17 protein-coding genes are annotated in these 16,138 nt (G+C 67.6%); 3 read left to right on the top strand and 14 right to left on the bottom strand.

Features of this window, described 5'->3' with window-relative positions; genetic code table 11:
- Positions 1–22: 22 nt before the first annotated feature.
- From mtgA to CDA09_RS18655, 10 genes are all read right to left on the bottom strand, one after another.
- The gene (gene mtgA, locus CDA09_RS18700; protein WP_121430026.1) at positions 23–715 is read right to left on the bottom strand and encodes a monofunctional biosynthetic peptidoglycan transglycosylase; all 693 of its coding nucleotides are present in this window, start codon (positions 713–715) and stop codon (positions 23–25) included.
- On the bottom strand, positions 712–1,542 hold the full coding sequence (gene aroE / locus CDA09_RS18695; RefSeq protein ID WP_121430025.1) for a shikimate dehydrogenase: 831 nt from the start codon (positions 1,540–1,542) through the stop codon (positions 712–714). The genes mtgA and aroE overlap by 4 nt, the downstream gene beginning before the upstream one ends.
- A gap of 8 nt (positions 1,543–1,550) precedes the next feature.
- Positions 1,551–2,483 carry an energy transducer TonB gene (locus CDA09_RS18690; protein WP_502697076.1) on the bottom strand — a complete coding sequence of 311 codons (933 nt, stop codon included), beginning with the start codon at positions 2,481–2,483 and terminating at the stop codon, positions 1,551–1,553.
- Between the two features lie 12 nt (positions 2,484–2,495).
- A complete protein-coding gene (locus CDA09_RS18685) occupies positions 2,496–4,409 on the bottom strand; it encodes a ribonuclease catalytic domain-containing protein (protein ID WP_121430024.1) in 1,914 nt (637 codons plus the stop codon).
- 92 nt (positions 4,410–4,501) lie between these two features.
- Complete coding sequence (rarD, locus tag CDA09_RS18680) at positions 4,502–5,422, bottom strand: EamA family transporter RarD (RefSeq protein ID WP_121430023.1); 921 nt, start codon at positions 5,420–5,422, stop codon at positions 4,502–4,504.
- Complete coding sequence (locus tag CDA09_RS18675) at positions 5,419–6,264, bottom strand: methyltransferase domain-containing protein (protein ID WP_121430022.1); 846 nt, start codon at positions 6,262–6,264, stop codon at positions 5,419–5,421. Before CDA09_RS18675 ends, rarD begins: the two co-directional genes overlap by 4 nt.
- Entirely contained in the window at positions 6,261–6,848 is a 588-nt protein-coding gene (locus tag CDA09_RS18670) for a YqiA/YcfP family alpha/beta fold hydrolase (RefSeq protein ID WP_121430021.1), read from the bottom strand. The genes CDA09_RS18675 and CDA09_RS18670 overlap by 4 nt, the downstream gene beginning before the upstream one ends.
- 49 nt (positions 6,849–6,897) lie before the next feature.
- On the bottom strand, positions 6,898–7,713 hold the full coding sequence (locus CDA09_RS18665; protein ID WP_121430020.1) for an undecaprenyl-diphosphate phosphatase: 816 nt from the start codon (positions 7,711–7,713) through the stop codon (positions 6,898–6,900).
- A gap of 71 nt (positions 7,714–7,784) precedes the next feature.
- Positions 7,785–8,075, bottom strand: coding sequence for a YkgJ family cysteine cluster protein (locus CDA09_RS18660; protein ID WP_121430019.1), 291 nt, complete (start codon positions 8,073–8,075; stop codon positions 7,785–7,787).
- Between the two features lie 3 nt (positions 8,076–8,078).
- Complete coding sequence (locus CDA09_RS18655) at positions 8,079–8,606, bottom strand: DUF2478 domain-containing protein (protein WP_121430018.1); 528 nt, start codon at positions 8,604–8,606, stop codon at positions 8,079–8,081.
- Positions 8,607–8,901: 295 nt separating this feature from the next.
- Between CDA09_RS18655 and CDA09_RS18650 the strand changes: the two genes are divergently transcribed.
- The 3 genes from CDA09_RS18650 (at position 8,902) to CDA09_RS18640 (ending at position 12,004) form a co-directional block, all read left to right on the top strand.
- Positions 8,902–9,777, top strand: coding sequence for a transporter (locus tag CDA09_RS18650; protein ID WP_121430017.1), 876 nt, complete (start codon positions 8,902–8,904; stop codon positions 9,775–9,777).
- A gap of 29 nt (positions 9,778–9,806) precedes the next feature.
- Positions 9,807–11,468 (top strand): pyrroloquinoline quinone-dependent dehydrogenase, encoded by a 1,662-nt coding sequence (locus tag CDA09_RS18645; protein ID WP_121430016.1) that lies wholly within the window; start codon positions 9,807–9,809, stop codon positions 11,466–11,468.
- 95 nt (positions 11,469–11,563) lie between these two features.
- On the top strand, positions 11,564–12,004 hold the full coding sequence (locus CDA09_RS18640; RefSeq protein WP_286164237.1) for a c-type cytochrome: 441 nt from the start codon (positions 11,564–11,566) through the stop codon (positions 12,002–12,004).
- Positions 12,005–12,045: 41 nt separating this feature from the next.
- Here the strand turns inward: CDA09_RS18640 and CDA09_RS18635 are convergent, their stop codons facing one another.
- Genes CDA09_RS18635 through aliA form a run of 4 tightly spaced genes read right to left on the bottom strand, consistent with a single transcriptional unit; the run spans position 12,046 to position 16,088 of the window.
- Positions 12,046–13,440, bottom strand: a complete 1,395-nt coding sequence (locus CDA09_RS18635; protein ID WP_121430015.1) for a GntP family permease — start codon at positions 13,438–13,440, stop codon at positions 12,046–12,048.
- A gap of 54 nt (positions 13,441–13,494) precedes the next feature.
- Complete coding sequence (locus CDA09_RS18630) at positions 13,495–13,962, bottom strand: CBS domain-containing protein (RefSeq protein ID WP_121430014.1); 468 nt, start codon at positions 13,960–13,962, stop codon at positions 13,495–13,497.
- A gap of 37 nt (positions 13,963–13,999) precedes the next feature.
- Positions 14,000–14,443 carry a MaoC/PaaZ C-terminal domain-containing protein gene (locus CDA09_RS18625; protein WP_121430013.1) on the bottom strand — a complete coding sequence of 148 codons (444 nt, stop codon included), beginning with the start codon at positions 14,441–14,443 and terminating at the stop codon, positions 14,000–14,002.
- A gap of 1 nt (position 14,444) precedes the next feature.
- Entirely contained in the window at positions 14,445–16,088 is a 1,644-nt protein-coding gene (gene aliA / locus CDA09_RS18620; protein WP_121430012.1) for a cyclohexanecarboxylate-CoA ligase, read from the bottom strand.
- Between the last annotated feature and the right edge of the window lie 50 nt (positions 16,089–16,138).

Here is a 16,138-nt window from a genome sequence, read left to right as displayed (position 1 = left end):
CGCGTCGCGGCGTCGAATCCGCTCAGGGAACCTGCGCGTAGGCCATGCGCCCGCGGATGCGCGCGGCATGGGCGGCGAGCCGCGGGCCGAATTGCTTCTCGTATTTGCGCGGATTGGGCAGCATCACCGCGAGGTGCGCGGCCTCGTCCGCGCCCAGCCGGCTCGCCGGAACGCCGTAATAGCGCTGCGCGGCCGCCTCGCAGCCGAAGATGCCGGTGCCCCATTCGACGACGTTGAGATAGACCTCGAGGATGCGGCGCTTGCTCCACACCGCCTCGATCATCACGGTGATGACCGCTTCCTGTGCCTTGCGGAAGTAGCTGCGGGTCGGCGACAGGAACAGGTTCTTCGCGAGCTGCTGGCTGATCGTCGAGCCGCCGGCGACCGCGCGGCCCTTGCGCTGGTTCTTCTCCAGCGCGCGCTGGATGCCTTCCCAGTCGAACCCTTCGTGGTCGATGAAGCTGTCGTCCTCGGCGGCGATCACCGCGCGCTTGAGGTGGATCGAGATGCGCTCATAGGGCACCCACTCGTGGCGCAGTTCGGCGTTGGGGCGCTTCTCCTGCAACTCGTCGCGGCGGATGTCCATGAAGCTGGTGCTCGACGGGTTGAAGTGGCTCCACCACAGCACGAGGGCGAAGATCCACAGCTGGTACAGCAGCAGGAGCGCGAGAAGTGCCGCGCACACCCAGCCGATGCGCCGCAACGCCGTCTTCATCGGCCCAGCTGTCGTCGCAGCTCGGCGAGGACCGGCGCGGTCTCGGGGCGCACGCCGCGCCACAGCAGGAAGCTTTCGGCGGCCTGCTCGACGAGCATGCCGAGGCCGTCGGCGAGGTGCGTCGCGCCGTCGCGGCGGGCTGCGACGAGGAAGGGGGTATCGCCACGGCCGTACATCATGTCGTAGGCGAGCGCGCCGGAGGCGTACAGGCCGGGCGGCAGCGGCGGCGCTTCGTCGGCGAGGCTGGCGGCAGTCGCGTTGATGACGACGTCGAACTGCGCCCCGGCGAGCTCGGCGAAGCCGCTGGCGGCGAGCGGCGTGCTGCCGGCCGCCGCGGTGAACTCGGCGACGAGGGCTTCGGCGCGCGACACTGTGCGGTTGGCGAGCGTGAGGCGAGCGGGGCCGGCCGCGAGCAGGGGCAGCATCACCCCGCGCGCGGCGCCGCCCGCCCCGAGCAGCAGGATGCGGCGGCCGGCGAGCGGGCAGTCGAGGTTGTGCGTGAGGTCGCGCACGAGGCCGGCGCCGTCGGTGTTGTCGCCGTAGACCCCGCCGGCATCGAACATGAGCGTGTTCACGGCGCCGGCGGCCTGTGCGCGTGGCGAGCGGCGCGCGGCGAGCGCGAAGGCTTCGAGCTTGAACGGGACCGTGACGTTACAGCCGCGCCCACCGGCCGCGCGGAATTCGGCGACCGTCGCGGCGAAGCCGTCGAGCGGCGCGAGCAGCGCCGCGTAGGTGAGGGCCTGGCTGGTCTGCGCGGCGAAGGCGGCGTGGATGGCCGGGGACTTGCTGTGGGCGACGGGGTTGCCGATGACGGCGTAGCGGTCCATGGACGGGTCTATTGGGCGGTGAGCCGGTCGGCGTTGGTGAAGGTCCAGGTCCTGACGATCTCGACGATGTCGGTGTCGGCGCGGATGCTGTCGGGGAAGGGGGCGAACGGGCCGGCGAGCTTGACGATGCGCAGCGCCGCCTCGTCGAGCACTTTCTCACCCGATGAGCGCTGGATTTCGACGCGGTCGACCGAACCGTCGGCCTTGATCGCGACGTACAGCAGGAGGCTGCCATAGAGTCTGCCGCGCGCGGCGTCGGGGTAGTTGAGCGTGCCGACGCGCTCGATCTTCTGGCGCCAGTCCTCGACGTACTGCGCGAAGCGGTATTCCTTCGCGCGCGCCGCGGTGATCGGGGTCTTGCGTGGGCGTTTCGCGTATTCCTGGAGCTTGCGGTCGATCTCGGCCTCGAGGCGCGCCGCGGCGGCGACGCTGTCGAGCAGGTCGAGGCCCGAAGGCCGGGGTTGGACCGTGGCCGGGTCGGGCTGCTGCACGGCGGCCTGGGTCTGTGCCGCGGATTTCGGCGCCGTCATGACCTCCGAGTGGGCGGCGCTGCGCTCCGCCGTGCGCTTCTTCGCCTCGACCAGCGCATCGCCTTCGCGCTTCGAGGGCTGGGGCGGAAGCGGCGACTTCGGCCGCGCGTCCTGTTCGCTGGTGCCGCCGCCGTCGACGTTGGCTTGCGCGAGCACCTCGGCCTTTTGCGGGGCGCGGGCGTGGCGGGCGTTCACGAGCACGACTTCCAGCCCGCGGTCGGGTTCGCGCGGCCGCGGTCCGAGATCCATCGTGAAGCCGATCGACAGCGCCAGCGCATGGATGGCGAGGGAGACCAGGAAGGCGATCGTGAGCAGCGGATCGCCCTGCAGAAGGGGGCGGCGGCCGATGACGGGCGGGCGCGAGGGCACGCGGGTCGGAGTGCGGGAAGAGGGAGCGTTCATGCGATCCATGCCGCCCCGCGCTCAGTTGCCCTCGAGGGCCGCGTCCGCGGCTTCCCGGGGGTCGGGCTCGGCCAGCATCGTGACGAAGCGCGCGCTGATATCGACGTCGAGCAGGTCGCTGTGTTCGACCGTCAGGCGCACGTGCGTGCCCGGCAGCATGACCGGCAGCGAGGGCACCTTGACCATCAGCGGGATCGCGTCGAGGCGCACGAGGTTGTCGCGCAGCACCTTGCCGTCGACGGCGACACCGGGTTGCTGGCGCAGCCAGCGCAGGCACCAGTAGCGTTCCATCTGGCGCTGGAAGTCGGCGTAGGCGGCGTAGGTGACGTCGAAGTCGCGCAGCGCCGCCATCAGGTCGGCCGATTTCGGCGCGAACGCGGGCGCTTCGTCGCGCAGCACGGAGACGATCTGCCACTGGTTGATCATGTCGACATAACGGCGCAGCGGCGAACTGGACCACGCGTAGCAGTCCACGCCGAGGCCGTCGTGCGGGCCGGCTGCGGTGGACATGCGCACCTTGCCGCCGCTCTGCACGCGGTACAGGCCCGGAACGCCGGCTTCGTCGAGCAGCTTGCCCCAGGTGGAGTTCGCCAGGATCATCATCTCGGCGACCAGCTTGTCGAGCGGCGAACCGCGCTTCCTCTGCGAGATCGTGACGTAGCCGGCGCCGTCCTCGGTGTGCGTCTGCCAGTCGACGTAGAAGTTGAAGTCGATCTGGTTGCGGTTGTCCTCGGCCTTGCCGCGGCCGGCCTCGAGGACGTTGGCGAGGTCCCACAGCAGCGTGAGCTCGCGCTTCCATTCGAAGTCGGGGCCGCCGGAATGGTCGTGCAGCACCTGCTCGTTGAAGAACGGTTCGATGTCGTGATGACGCAGGTTCGCGACGATGGGCACGCGCTCGACGACGGTTTCGTGGCGCTGGACCGCGAGCGCCGCGGTGACGTCGAGATACAGCGACACCGCGGGGCAGTCGCGCCCGGCGGCGAGCGTGAAGGACTCGACGACCGCATCGGGCAGCATCGTGATCTTGTTGCCCGGCATATACACGGTCGACAGGCGCCGGCGCGCGATCGCGTCGAGCGAGGAGCCGCGCGCGAAGCCGAGTGCCGGTGCGGCGATGTGGATGCCGATGCGCCAGCCGCCGCCTTCGCGCGGCGTCACCGAGAAGGCGTCGTCGATCTCGGTCGTCGTCGCGTCGTCGATCGAGAACGCGGCGACCCGCGCGAGCGGCAGGTTAGCCGGGTCGGTCGGGGCGTCGAAGGCCGGGAAGGCCGTGCCGTCCTCGAAATATTCGAACAGGAAGCGGTTGTAATGGAAGTCGTAGCTCGATTCCAGCGCGCCGCATTTGAGCAGCAGGCGCGGCGCGGACAGGCCGGCATCGACGCAGGCGGCCTCGAAGGCCTTGGTTTCGACGCGGTTGCGGTCCGGGCGGTAGAGGAGCTGCGGCAGCATCGCGGCGATCTCGGCCGGCATGCGGCCGTCGACGAGTTCGGCGCGCATGCGCTCGATCGCCTCGGCCTGCTGGCGCTTTTTCTCCAGGCCGGCGAGCGCGGCCTGGAGGATGTCGGCGGGCGCCTTGCGGAAGCGGCCGCGACCCTTGCGGTGGAAATACATGGGGGCCGAGTGCAGGCGCAGCAGGATGCTCGCGGACTCGACGGCGTTCGGGGCGTGGCCGTGGTACTCGGCGGCGAACTCGTCGAAGGCGAACTCGTCCTCGCCGCAGACTTCCCACAGGAAGGCGGTGTCCAGCTCCTCGGCGCCGGCTTCGGCGCGGTTCAGCAGCTCGCCCGGCGCGGGCTCGCGAAAGCGCATCAGCACGTGGCTGCTTTTCAGCTTCACGCGCTTGCCGTGGGACGTCTCGACCTGCAGCGAGGAATCGTTATCAGCGAGGATGGTGCCGGCCTTGAACGCCCCATCCTCTTCGAACAGCACAAACATCGGAACCGCCTAACTAGAGCAAGCCCGACAGTTTAAAGGATTCGCCCGCCCGGCGCAGAGGGCAGCGGCACTGCCGTCGGCCCGAAGGCCGTTCAGCGTTCGGCGGCCGGGCTGACGACGGGAAGGCGGGGCGCGCGCAGCATGTCCACCGAATAGACCGCGAGCGCCGCCCAGATCAGGGCGAAACCGGCGAATTGACCGGCGTCGAAGGGTTCATGGAAGACGAAGACGGCGAGGAGGAAGTTGAGGCTGGGCGCGAGGTACTGCAGAAATCCGACCATCGACAGCGGCAGGCGTTGCGCGCCGATCGCGAACAGCATCAGCGGCACGGCGGTGAATACGCCTGCGAGCGGCAACAGCGCGTCGGTCAGGATGTCCGTGCCGAAATGCAGCGTGCCGCGGCTCGCGAGCCAGGCCAGCCAGGCGATCGCGAGCGGCGCGGTGACCAGCGTTTCGACGAAGAGGCTGTTGATCGCGTCGACCGGGGCGCGCTTGCGCAGCAGGCCGTACAGGCCGAAGGTGCCGGCGAGGAAGAGCGCGATCCACGGCAGCGAGCCGACCTGCCATACACGCCACGCGACGCCCGTACAGGCGAGCGCGACGGCAGCCTGCTGCAGCGGGCGCAGGCGTTCGCCGAGCACGAGGCGGCCGAGCAGGATGCTGACGAGCGGGTTGATGAAGTAGCCGAGGCTGGCTTCGAGCAGGCGGTCGGCGGAGATCGCCCACACGAAGACGAGCCAGTTGCTGCCGGTGAGCGAGGCCGACAGGGCGAGCAGGCCGATCAGGCGCGGCTGGGCGGCGAGGCGGCGCAACCCGCCGAAGCCGCGCCACAGGGCGAGCAGCGCGAGGAGGAAGACGACCGACCACAGCACGCGGTGGGCAACGATCTCGCCGGGAGAAACGCTGCCGACCGCCTTGAAGTAGAGCGGCATCAACCCCCACATGGTGAAGGCGATCAGCGTCGCGATGACGCCCTGGCGGCGTCGCTGTGCGTCGGCGAGTGTGGCGGTCATGTCCGCGCGGTCGCCACGAGCGCGAGGGCGTCGACGGCGTAGCCGTCCGCGGTGCGATGGCTTTCGAGGTCGGCTGCGACGGCGGCGCGCAGGGCGTCCCGGGTGGCCTCGGGCAGGCGCGAGAGCGCTTCGGCCGCGCCGCCGGCGAGATCGAGGAAGGCCTGCCAGTAGGCGTCGGCGTCCGGAAAGTGGCAGCGGACGGGGCAGGGGGCGATGCGCACGTCCGAGAACCCCGCGTCGGTGAGGGCGGCCGTCAGCGTGGCAGCGTCGCCGAAGCGGAACACCGAGGGGCGGGCGACCTTGGGGGGCGGGAGCAGCCGGGCGATGCAGTCCTGCGCGCACGCGAGCAGCGGCACGGCCTCGCGCGGGCCCCACACGGAGAGCGCGATCCGCCCGCCCGGGCGCAGCACGCGGCGCATCTCGGCGAGCGCCTGTGGCGGGTGCGGGAACATGAAGAGAGCGAGGCCGGCGAGGACGCGGTCGAAGCTCGCGTCGGGCAGGCACAGGTGTTCGGCATCGGCGGCGGTGAAGGCGAGGGCGTCGGCTCTGTCTTCGACGGCGGCGCGCCGGGCGCCTTCGGCGAGCATGCCTTCGGCGATGTCGCTCGCGAGCACCCAGCCGCCGGGGGTGACCCGCGCGGCGGCATCGCGGGCGAGCAGTCCCGGACCGCTCGCGAGATCGAGCACGCGCTGGCCCGGTGCGAGTTCCGCCGCGTCGAGCAGGGCGGCAGCGAGGTCGGCTCGCAGGGGAGCGCCATCGGCGTAGCGTGCGGCGATGCGATTGAAGCCGGCGCGCTCCGTCGCCTTGAAGCGGCGCGCGTCGAAGTCTGCGGGCGCGCTCATCGTGCCGCGAGCCCGGCGAAGGCGATCACGTCGTCGAGGTAGTCGCTCCAGCGCGAGAAGCCGTGGTCGCCGCCTTCGAGCACGGTCTGGCGCGCGCCGGCGTACTTCGCGACCGCGTCGCGGTAGTCGAGCACTTCGTCGCCGGTCTCGACCATCAGCCAGAAATTGTGCGGGCGGGTGATCGTCGCGACGTCCATCGCCCGCAGCTGGGCGATGTATTCGGCTTTGAAGTCGAAGGTTTCGCCGGTGTAGATGCTGGTCTGCGGGCCGATGTAGGCTTCCAGCGACAAGGGCGCGACGACCGCCGGGTTCACGAGCACGGCCCTGAGGTCGTGCTTTTCGGCGAGGTGCGTCGCATAGTAGCCGCCCAGCGAGCTGCCGACCAGCATCGGCGCAAGGGCGGGGCGTTCTGCGCGGCAGCGGGCGATCCGGCGTTCGGCGAGCGCGATCGCGGCGCCCGGTTCGGGCGGCAGCTGCTCGCACCAGAATTCGTCGGCGAGCCCCTTTTCAGCGACGCGGCGTTGCAGCGCCTGCGCCTTGATCGACGCAGGAGCCGAGCGGAAACCGTGCAGGTAGATGATCATCGTATGCGGGAACGGGGCTGGACCCCGGAGTTTAACCGCGTTCGGACGCCTACCACGCGACGAGGCCGAATTTCCAGGTTGCCAGCACGATGAGGCCGAAGGCGATGCGGTACCACGCGAAGGCGACGAAAGTGTGGTTGGAAACGAAGCGGATGAAGCCCTTCACCGCCCACATCGCGGAGATGAAGGAAGCGACGAAGCCGATGACGAACACCGGCACGTCGCCCGCATGGAGCAGGTCGCGGGCCTTGTAGAGGTCGTAGGCGGTTGCCGCGAACATCGTCGGGATCGCGAGGAAGAACGAGAACTCGGTCGCGGTCTTGCGCGATAGGCCGAACACCAGTCCGCCCATGATCGTCGCGCCCGAACGCGAGGTGCCGGGAATCATCGCCAGCGCCTGCGCGAAGCCGACCTTGAGCGCGTCGGGCCAGCGCATCTCGTCGATGGCATGGATGCGCGGCCGGTGGTCGCGCTTTTCCAGCCACAGGATCACGAAGCCGCCGACGATCAGCGCGGTCGCGACGGTGAGCGGATTGAAGAGCAGCGCCTTGATCCTGGAATGGAACATCAGGCCCAGCACCGCCGCCGGCAGGAAGCCGACGATCAGCAGGGCGACGAAGCGCTGCGCGGCGGGACTGCTGGCGACGCCGGTTGCGACCTTCGCCAGCCGTTCGCGGTAATCCCAGCACACCGCGAGAATGGCTGCGAGCTGGATGACGATCTCGAAGACCTTGCTCGCCTCGTCGTTATAGCCGAGGAGGTCGCCGAAGATGATGAGGTGGCCGGTGGAGGAGATCGGCAGGAATTCGGTGATGCCTTCGATGATGCCGAGAATCAGTGCGACGAGGTAGTGGGGCAGGTCCATGGGGCAGGGGGGAAATTCTGGCGAAGACCGGCATGATACCCGTGCACCGTGGCACGAAAGTTAAATTGGATTCAGTTGCAGGGTGCGTCGTGCAGCGATCGGGGGTTGTCAGGGGCGGTGAGCGCTTCGAGTTCGCCGAGCCAGCGGATGGCTGCCTCGCGATGCGTGCCGCACATCTGCGGGCTGGGGGCGAGGCTGCCGCATACGGCCGGACGGCGCGGGTCGCCGAACAGACGGCAGCGGTCGGCCTCGTCGAGCTGGGCGCAGCGCACGCCCGCAGGCTTGCCGTCCGGCATGCCCGGGATGGGGCTGGAGATCGACGGCGCGATGCAGCAGGCCGCACAGGCGGGGCGACACTCCACCGTTCAGTTCCGGGCGGGCAGGCCGTGCCACCACGTGAGGATGTCGTCCACCTTGGGGTCGAGCAGGGCTGTGCTGCCGCCGGTGAAATGGCGCCATGCATCGAGGAAGCGCTCACCGACCGCGGTGATGACCGGCACGCCGCTCGTCACGGCCATCGCCATCTCCGCGCGCAGGCCGGAGCCGCCCGCTTCCTGCGCGCCGAACTTGTTGATGAACACCAGTTCCGTACCGCGTTCGAGCGCGGCACGCACCGCCATCGCAGCGTGGGCGAGCGCATCCGGATCGAGCCGGCAGGCCTCCGAGCCGCTGCCGAGGTCCTGCGACAGCGGAAAACGCTCGCCGGTCGCGAGGTCCTCGAGCTCCATGCCGCAGGGGTCGGTGATCGTCGTCGGGATGTCGTGCTGCAGGATGCCGCCCAGCCGCACGCCCTCGCCGGCCAGCGCGCGCGCGGCCTCGAGAAGCACCGGCTCGATGTGGTCGGTGGGGCGATAGACGATGGCTGCGATCGGCAGGGACTGGTCGGTGGTCATGGCGGCGGCGGGTGCGGGCGATCCGGCAATTGTCGCACCGTGCATCGTCGGCGCGAAGCGCGCTGCGCAAATTGTCGCCGCGGCGGGAAGCACCCCTGAGACAGCTGTCGCGGCCGTCTCAGCGCGGGAGAGACGCCTGTCTCGCGTTTCACTGCGTTCGAAGTCTTAACGTATTGATTCGAAAGAAAGCAGTCTCCTGGCATGGGTTTCGCAAATTGGGGGAGGAGTCGGCGGAGTGCTCGCGAAAGTGCCCGACCGTCTCGCGATACCACGCAAAAAACCAAAGGAGACATTCATGCAAGAGGAGAAACCCTGCCGCGCAGGTTCGCTGCTGGCGGTTGTGGTGCTGGCTGGCAGTCTTGGGGGCACGGCGCCGGCGCAGGCCCAGGTCACGCTCGACGTGATCGGCCCGCACGAGTACGACCTCCCCGTCGATTTCAAGCCCTTCAACGTGTTCGTGCAATACGCGACCTTCCAGGACGGAGACCGCCTGTGGGACCGCGACGGCGACCGGCGCCATACGTCGTCGACGCGCACGATCGTTGGCCTGTCGAAATACGTGCGCTTCTGGACGCCGGAGTCGAATCCGAAGATCGGCCTCGCCTACGAGATCATCGTGCCTGAGGTCGGCGTGCGGAATTCGGATGCGCGGACCTCTGCGAGCGGTATCGGCGATCCGATCACGGGGCTTGCGCTGTGGTACAAGCCGACCCCCAACTCGACCCTCGGTTTCCAGTCCTTCATGCAGGTGCCGGTTGGCGACGGCGACATCGGCGGCGGCGACGTGTGGAAGAACCTGTCGAGTCTGTTCTGGGATGTGCAGTTCGGCAAGCTGACCTACACGGCGGACGCGGGCTTCGTGTTCTCCGGCGAGTCGACCGCGGCCGATGCGTCGCCCGGGACGCTCTTCCACACCAACCATCGCCTCGGCTACCAGCTGAACGACGCGATCGAGCCCTTCATCGCACTCGACTACGAACGGCAGCAAGGCTGGAAGAACCGAGCGACCGGCTTGAAGGTGCCCGAAGGCCACGAGACCACCGCCGGCATCGGCGTGATGTTCAAGTGCTACGGCAACCAGTCGATCACCGTGCGCTATTCGCGCGGCATCGACGGCGAGAGCCACGGCGCGACCGACAGCCTCAATCTCAAGTACGCCTACGTCTGGTAAGCACGAACCGGATTCCGGAGGAGAACTGCATGAAAACCAAGAAACTGATCGTCGCGCTCGCCTGCGCGGGGGCGCTGTCGGGAAGCGCATGGGGTGCGAGCGGTCCCGGTTTTGACGACCCGGACAACTGGCCGCAGTATCACCGCAGCTACAACGCGTGGCGCTTCAGCCCGCTCGCGGCAATCAACCGCGACAACGTCGGGCGGCTCAAGGTCGCGTGGATCCACCAGCCGGGCAACATCACCCACGGCATCCAGGCGACGCCGATCGTGATCGACGGGGTGCTGTACTACGTGTCGGCGAACAACAACGTGTGGGCGGTCGATGCGGCGAACGGGCGCACGCTGTGGCATTACGAGCCGAAGCTCGATCCGATCGCGAAGCAGGCGTTCTATGCGTCGGCGAGTCGCGGCGTGACGGTCGGGCGCGGCAAGGTGTTCCTGGGCACGCTCGACGGGCGCTTCATCGCGCTCGACCAGAAGACCGGCAAGGAGCTCTGGTCGACGCAGCTCACGGAGCAGAAGTCGCAATACGGCGCGCTCTTCTCGGCGCCGCCGCAGCTTGCCGGGGATGTGCTCTTCGGCGGCACGACGGGCGGCGATCAGCCGATCAGCGGCAAGATCTACGCGGTCAATGCCGACACCGGCAAGCCCGCGTGGACCTTCGACATCCTGCGCGACGACCCCGAGAGCTGGCCGGGCGACAGCCGCAAGCGCGGCGGCGGCAGCGCGTGGATGCCGGGCACCTTTGACCCGCGCACCGATACGATCTACATCGGCACGTCGAACGCGGCGCCGGACTACTTCAACGCCGACCGCAAGGGCGACAACAAGTACACGGCGAGCCTGCTCGCGCTCGACCCGAAGAGCGGCAAGCTGAAGTGGGCGCGGCAGGAGATCCCGCACGATTCGTGGGATTTCGACTCGGCCTACGAGGCGCTGATGGTGAAGGGCGCGGACGGCAAGGATGTGATCGTGCATCTGAACAAGAGCGGCTTCGTGTTCGTGATGGACAAGGACGACGGCAAGCTCGAGAACGTGTGGCAGTTCGCGCAGAACGTGAATTGGGTGAAGGGCATCGACCCGAAGACGGGACGGCTGATCGACCCGGTGTATCCGGAAGAGGGCAAGAAGAAACTCTTCTGCCCGAACCTGCTCGGCGCGCGGAGTTGGAACCACGGCGCCTACAACCCGCAGACGGGCCTGTGGTACTCGCACGCGATGGAGGTGTGCAACGAGGTTGTCGCCGGGCGCGACGATCCGGCGAACCTCACGGCGATCTCGTCGCTGTCGCTCGGCATCGACGAGATCAAGCTCGTGCCGCCGCCCGCCGACAAGCCGCACGGCCGGCTAGACGCGCGCGATCCGCTGACCGGCAAGGTCAAGTGGAGCATCCGCTACGACATGCCGCCGCTCTCCAGCGTGCTGACCACTGCGGGCGGGCTGGTGTTCACCGGCGACATGGAAGGGCGCATCTACGCCTACGACGCCGACAACGGCAAGGAGCTGTGGCGCTTCAACGCCGGCTCAGGGCTGCGCGGCGGGCCGGTGAGCTACGCGGCGGGCGGGCGCCAGTACATCGTCGTGCCGACCGGGCTGGGCTCGCACGCGCCGGGCTTCCTCGCCGGCGCCTACCCGCAGATCAAGGACCTGCCGGGCGGCGCGGCGCTGATCGCCTTTACGGTCGACTGAACGCTTTTCGTCTTCCTCCTTGGGCGGGTCTTGGCTCCCGCTCTTGTTCGCGGGGCGGTTAAGGATCGCCGCCCCGTTTTTTCTGGGGAATTGCCATGGGTAAATCGATGATGTTTGGGATGACGTTTTCCCGTCGCGGCCAGCGGTTGGGGCAGGCCGTCGCGGTGCTGGCGCTATGCGCGGGGCTGTCTTTCGAGTGCGTGGCGGTTGGGCCGCCGCCGCGGGATGTTGCAACTGAGGCGAATGTCGCCGTCGGCGAGCCGCAAGCGCCGTTCGCGCTCGACGATTCGGCGCGCATCGAAGCCGGCCGCAAGCGCTTCAACAAGACCTGCGCGGGCTACTGCCACGGCTTCGAGGGCGTCGGCGGCCGGGCACCGGATTTCAAGGGGCGCAAGGATCTGCCGGTGCCTGTGATGTTCGAGACGATCACGAAGGGGCGCGTCGGTGCGGATGTGATGCCGCCGTGGGGAGCGGCGTTCAGTGCGGAGCAGATTTGGGAGTTGGTGGCGTATTTGCGGTACTTGGGGGCGCAGTAGCGGGAGATCGCGCTGCGGCCCCAAGACCCCCGGTCGCGTCCTCAATACAGGCCGGTCAGGTAGTAGAAAGCAATGACCACGAACACCGACGCGGTCTTGATGCAGGTGACGGCGAAGATGTCGCCGTAGGACTGGCGATGGGTGAGGCCGGTCACTGCAAGCAGGGTGATGACGGCGCCGTTGTGGGGCAGGGTGTCCATGCCGCCGCTGGACATCGAGGCCACTCGGTGAAGGACTTCCAGCGGGATCCCCGTGGCGTGTGCAGCGGCGATGAACTGCTCTGCCATCGCCGCGAGCGCGATACTCATGCCGCCCGTGGCGGAGCCGGTGATGCCCGCCAGCGTGGTGACCGTGATCGCCTCATTGATCAGCGGATTGGGAATGGCCTTCAGTGCGTCGGCGATGATGAGGAAGCCCGGCAGGCCTGCGATGATGGCACCGAAGCCATATTCGGAGGCGGTGTTCATCGAGGCCATGAGCGAGCCCGCTACCGCCGCCTTGGTGCCCTCGGCGAACCTCGCGCTGACCGTCTTGAAGGCGAACACCAGCACGGTGAGTATGCCCACCAGGAGTGCCGCTTCCACGGCCCAGATGCCCGCGATCTTCGAGATTTCTGTGACGATGGGTTTGGTGCCACCCGCCAGCGTCATTTCGTGGGTTGCGCCGTAGGCTTGCGGAATCCAGCCGATGAACACCCGATTCAGCACCCCCACCATCACCAGCGGCAGCATGGCGATCCACGGGTTGGGCAGCGCCTCGTCGGCATACGCCTCGGGCTCGTTGTGGTGGCCCTCGCCGTAGCCTTCTCCTCGGGCCGCCGCCTGCTTGCGCCGCCAGTTCAGATAAGTGAGACCCACCAGGAGAATGAAGACGGCGCCGGCGATGCCGAGCCAGGGAGCCGCCCAGGTGTTGGTCTTGAAAAAGGTCGTTGGGATGATGTTCTGTATCTGCGGCGAGCCGGGCAGCGCGTCCATCGTGAAGGTGAAGCCGCCCAGGGCGATGGTTCCCGGGATGAGGCGCTTCGGGATGCCGGCCTGCCTGAACATCTCGGCCGCGAAGGGGTAGACCGCGAAGACCACCACGAACACCGATACCCCGCCGTAAGTCAGGATGGCGCAGACGAGCACGATGGAGAGCATCGTCCGCTCGCGTCCCACCAGCTTGATGACGGCCGCCACGATGGACTTCGAAAAGCCCGACAGTTCGATCACCTTGCCGAACACCGCCCCCAGCAGGAAGACCGGGAAGTAGAGTTTGACGAAGGCGACCATCTTGTCCATGAACACGCTGGTAAACATGGGGGGTACCAGCGACGGATCGGTCAAGAGCACCGCGCCGAGCGCGGCCACCGGTGCGAAAAGGATGACACTGAATCCGCGGTAGGCGACGAACATGAGGAAGGCCAGCGCCGCGACGGCGACGATGAAATCGTACATTTGAGGACTCTCGAGTGCGGTTAGGGGCGAGTGCGTTGGGGTGCCAATGCCGGCTCAGTAGCTGCCGCCGGTATTGCCACCCGACTCGATGCGCTCGCGCTCGAGATCCATGATGAGGTGCTCGTCCTCGGCGACGACTTCCTTCAGCACGTCGCGCAGGAAAAGCATGCCGATCACCTTGCCCTGCTCGATCACCGGGAGGTGACGCACCCACTCCTTGTGCATGACTTCCATGCAGCGCTCGCAGGAGTCGTCCGCGGAGGCGCAGATTACGTCCTGGGTCATGATCTCCTGCGCCCGGGTGTCCTTGGCCGTGCGGCCCTTGAGTTCCACCTTCAAGGCGTAGTCGCGCTCGGTGACGATGCCGACCAGCTGCCCCTTGTCGATGACCAGGACGCCATTGACGTCCCTGTCGGCCATCGCCTGCAGCACCGTCATGACAGTTTCGTCCGGTGCGACCGAAACCACATGGCGTCCAGTCTTCTCCACCAGTTGTCTGGCGGTCTTTACGATCTTTTCCATTGCTTGTCTCCTTCCTTTTTGTTTTCGTGAAATTCGCTTATGAACGACAGCGGATCAGCAGGCCGTGCTCACCCTCTCCGACCAATTCGTCGCGTTGATTCAGCATGCCGATGTACTCGACGACGAGGCCGCGCTCCGGATTCTTGGTCGTGCGCTTGCTGTCGATGCGAACCTTGAGCCGCAGCGTGTCACCGATGTGAATGGGCGCCGTGAATCGGTAGTTCCAGTACAGGGAGGCGACGTAGGCCATTCTCATGAACTCGGGAATGCGGAACTTCATCCCCTCGGTCAGGGCCAGGCCAAGGAGCCCCTGGGCGATCCGGGTCTTGAACGGTCCGCGCTTGCTGTACTCCTCGTCCGAATGCAGGGGAAACCAGTCACCCGTGAAGGCAGAAAAGGCGACGATGTCGGCTTCAGTGATGGTCCTGCCGGGGGAAACGTGCTCGACGCCTATGTTGACGTCCTCGTAACACGTGTCCATGTCAGAGCAGCCCGTTGCGCAACAGCTCGCGCAGCCTGAACTTCTGGATCTTCCCCGTCGCCGTCGACGGCATCTCGTCGCGCACGATCAGCCGCTCCGGGATGTACTGCAGGGTGACTTTCTGTGCCTTCAGGAAGTCGGCCATCGATGCGAAGTCGAACGTGTGGCCGTGCTTGGGCACGACGACGGCGCAGCAGCGCTCGCCGAGCCGCTCGTCGGGGTAGGCGACGATCGCCACCTGGTCGACGGCGGGATGGCGATACAGCAGGGACTCGATCTCGAACACCGGAATGTTCTCGCCGCCGCGGATGACGACGTCCTTGTTGCGGCCGCTGATGCGGATGTAACCGTCCTCGTCCATCTTCGCGACGTCGCCCGAGTCGAGCCAGCCGTCGGCATCCACGTTGTTCCATTGGGGGCGCTTGAGGTAGCCGCCGAAGGCCGAACACGTGCGCACGACGAGACGGCCGACGGATCCGCGCGGAAGCTCCACGCCGTCTTCATCGACGACCCGGATCTCGGCGCCGTGGGTCACCTTGCCGTCGGTCGAGCAGGCGCGCTCGTCGTCATCGTCGAGGTCGATCATCGTGATGACGCCGATTTCGGTCATGCCCCAGGCGGACACGATCTTGGTGCCGAGAACCTTGCGCGCCTGCTCGACCAGCGGGCCGGGGATCGGCGCGCCGGAGCAGAGGAAGCTTCTCAGGGTCGGCACCGGCAGCCCCAGCTCCTGCACGGTTTTCGTCAGGTCGGTCAGGAAGGGTGTCGAAGCCATCGTGAAGGTCGCGCCTTCGGACCGGATCAGCTCGATCGCCTTCGCGGCTTCCCATTTGTTGAGGATCACGGAACGGCCGCGCAACAGGATCGGCAGCATCATTCCGTACGCCGCGCCCGTCTGGTGAGCCATCGGCGAGGCCATCAGGACGACGTCGTCGTGGGTGAGTTGCAGCCTGCGCGCGTACTGCACGAGGTTCGCCATCACCGTGTTGGCCGAGTGCATCGCCCCCTTCGGCTCGCCGGTGGTGCCCGAGGTGTACATCAGCAGCGTGATGTCGTCCGGGCCGGGGCGGCTGCGCGTAAGGATGTCCGCGGCGTCGGGTTCCTTTTCCCAGGCCGGCGCGGTGAGCAGCGCCTCGAAGGAGTCGGGGCCGTCGCCGTCGACGACGACAATGCGCTGCAGTGCCGGCAGGCCCGGCTGCAGCGCGCGCGCCATCGCCTCGTGGTCACAGCCGCGGAAGGTCTTCGGCACGATGAAGACTTTCGCCTCGCCGTGTCCGAGCATGAACGACAGCTCGCGCTCGCGGAAGATCGGCATCAGGGGATTGACCACCGCGCCGATGCGCGTGCAGGCGAGATACAGCACCGTGAACTGCCACCAGTTGGGCAACTGCATCGCCACCACGTCGTTGCGACCTACGCCCAGGCGGGACAGACCCACGGCCACGCGATCGGCCAGCGCCGCCAGCTCACGGTAGGTGAAACGCCGCACCTCACCGCTTTCGGCGCGCATCGCGGTCAGCGCAAGCTTGTCCGGAAACTCGGCCACGCAGGCGTCCAGTTCGTCATTGATTGTGCGATCGGGCCAGAGTCCCGCGGCAATGCAGGCCGCACGACGAGGGGGGAGCAAGACTGCGTCGAATTCCATGGGTTGTCTCCTGTTATTTGGACGTTGGTGGCCGAATCGATTCAGGGCCG

It is taken from the genome of Azoarcus sp. DN11 (assembly GCF_003628555.1).
Classification (GTDB): Bacteria; Pseudomonadota; Gammaproteobacteria; order Burkholderiales; family Rhodocyclaceae; genus Aromatoleum.
Note: the sequence above shows the minus strand (reverse complement) of the source record. Positions and strands in the feature narration are given on the sequence as shown.

Coding starts and splice junctions, on each gene's coding strand:
- rarD (WP_121430023.1), bottom strand. CDS start 5,422: ATGACCGCCACACTCGCCGACGCACAGCGACGCCGCCAGGGCGTCATC.
- CDA09_RS18670 (WP_121430021.1), bottom strand. CDS start 6,848: ATGATCATCTACCTGCACGGTTTCCGCTCGGCTCCTGCGTCGATCAAG.
- CDA09_RS18630 (WP_121430014.1), bottom strand. CDS start 13,962: ATGGAAAAGATCGTAAAGACCGCCAGACAACTGGTGGAGAAGACTGGA.
- CDA09_RS18665 (WP_121430020.1), bottom strand. CDS start 7,713: ATGGACCTGCCCCACTACCTCGTCGCACTGATTCTCGGCATCATCGAA.
- aliA (WP_121430012.1), bottom strand. CDS start 16,088: ATGGAATTCGACGCAGTCTTGCTCCCCCCTCGTCGTGCGGCCTGCATT.
- CDA09_RS18635 (WP_121430015.1), bottom strand. CDS start 13,440: ATGTACGATTTCATCGTCGCCGTCGCGGCGCTGGCCTTCCTCATGTTC.
- CDA09_RS18690 (WP_502697076.1), bottom strand. CDS start 2,483: ATGGATCGCATGAACGCTCCCTCTTCCCGCACTCCGACCCGCGTGCCC.
- CDA09_RS18655 (WP_121430018.1), bottom strand. CDS start 8,606: ATGACCACCGACCAGTCCCTGCCGATCGCAGCCATCGTCTATCGCCCC.
- CDA09_RS18645 (WP_121430016.1), top strand. CDS start 9,807: ATGAAAACCAAGAAACTGATCGTCGCGCTCGCCTGCGCGGGGGCGCTG.
- CDA09_RS18675 (WP_121430022.1), bottom strand. CDS start 6,264: ATGAGCGCGCCCGCAGACTTCGACGCGCGCCGCTTCAAGGCGACGGAG.
- CDA09_RS18650 (WP_121430017.1), top strand. CDS start 8,902: ATGCAAGAGGAGAAACCCTGCCGCGCAGGTTCGCTGCTGGCGGTTGTG.
- CDA09_RS18625 (WP_121430013.1), bottom strand. CDS start 14,443: ATGGACACGTGTTACGAGGACGTCAACATAGGCGTCGAGCACGTTTCC.
- CDA09_RS18685 (WP_121430024.1), bottom strand. CDS start 4,409: ATGTTTGTGCTGTTCGAAGAGGATGGGGCGTTCAAGGCCGGCACCATC.
- mtgA (WP_121430026.1), bottom strand. CDS start 715: ATGAAGACGGCGTTGCGGCGCATCGGCTGGGTGTGCGCGGCACTTCTC.
- aroE (WP_121430025.1), bottom strand. CDS start 1,542: ATGGACCGCTACGCCGTCATCGGCAACCCCGTCGCCCACAGCAAGTCC.
- CDA09_RS18640 (WP_286164237.1), top strand. CDS start 11,564: ATGGGTAAATCGATGATGTTTGGGATGACGTTTTCCCGTCGCGGCCAG.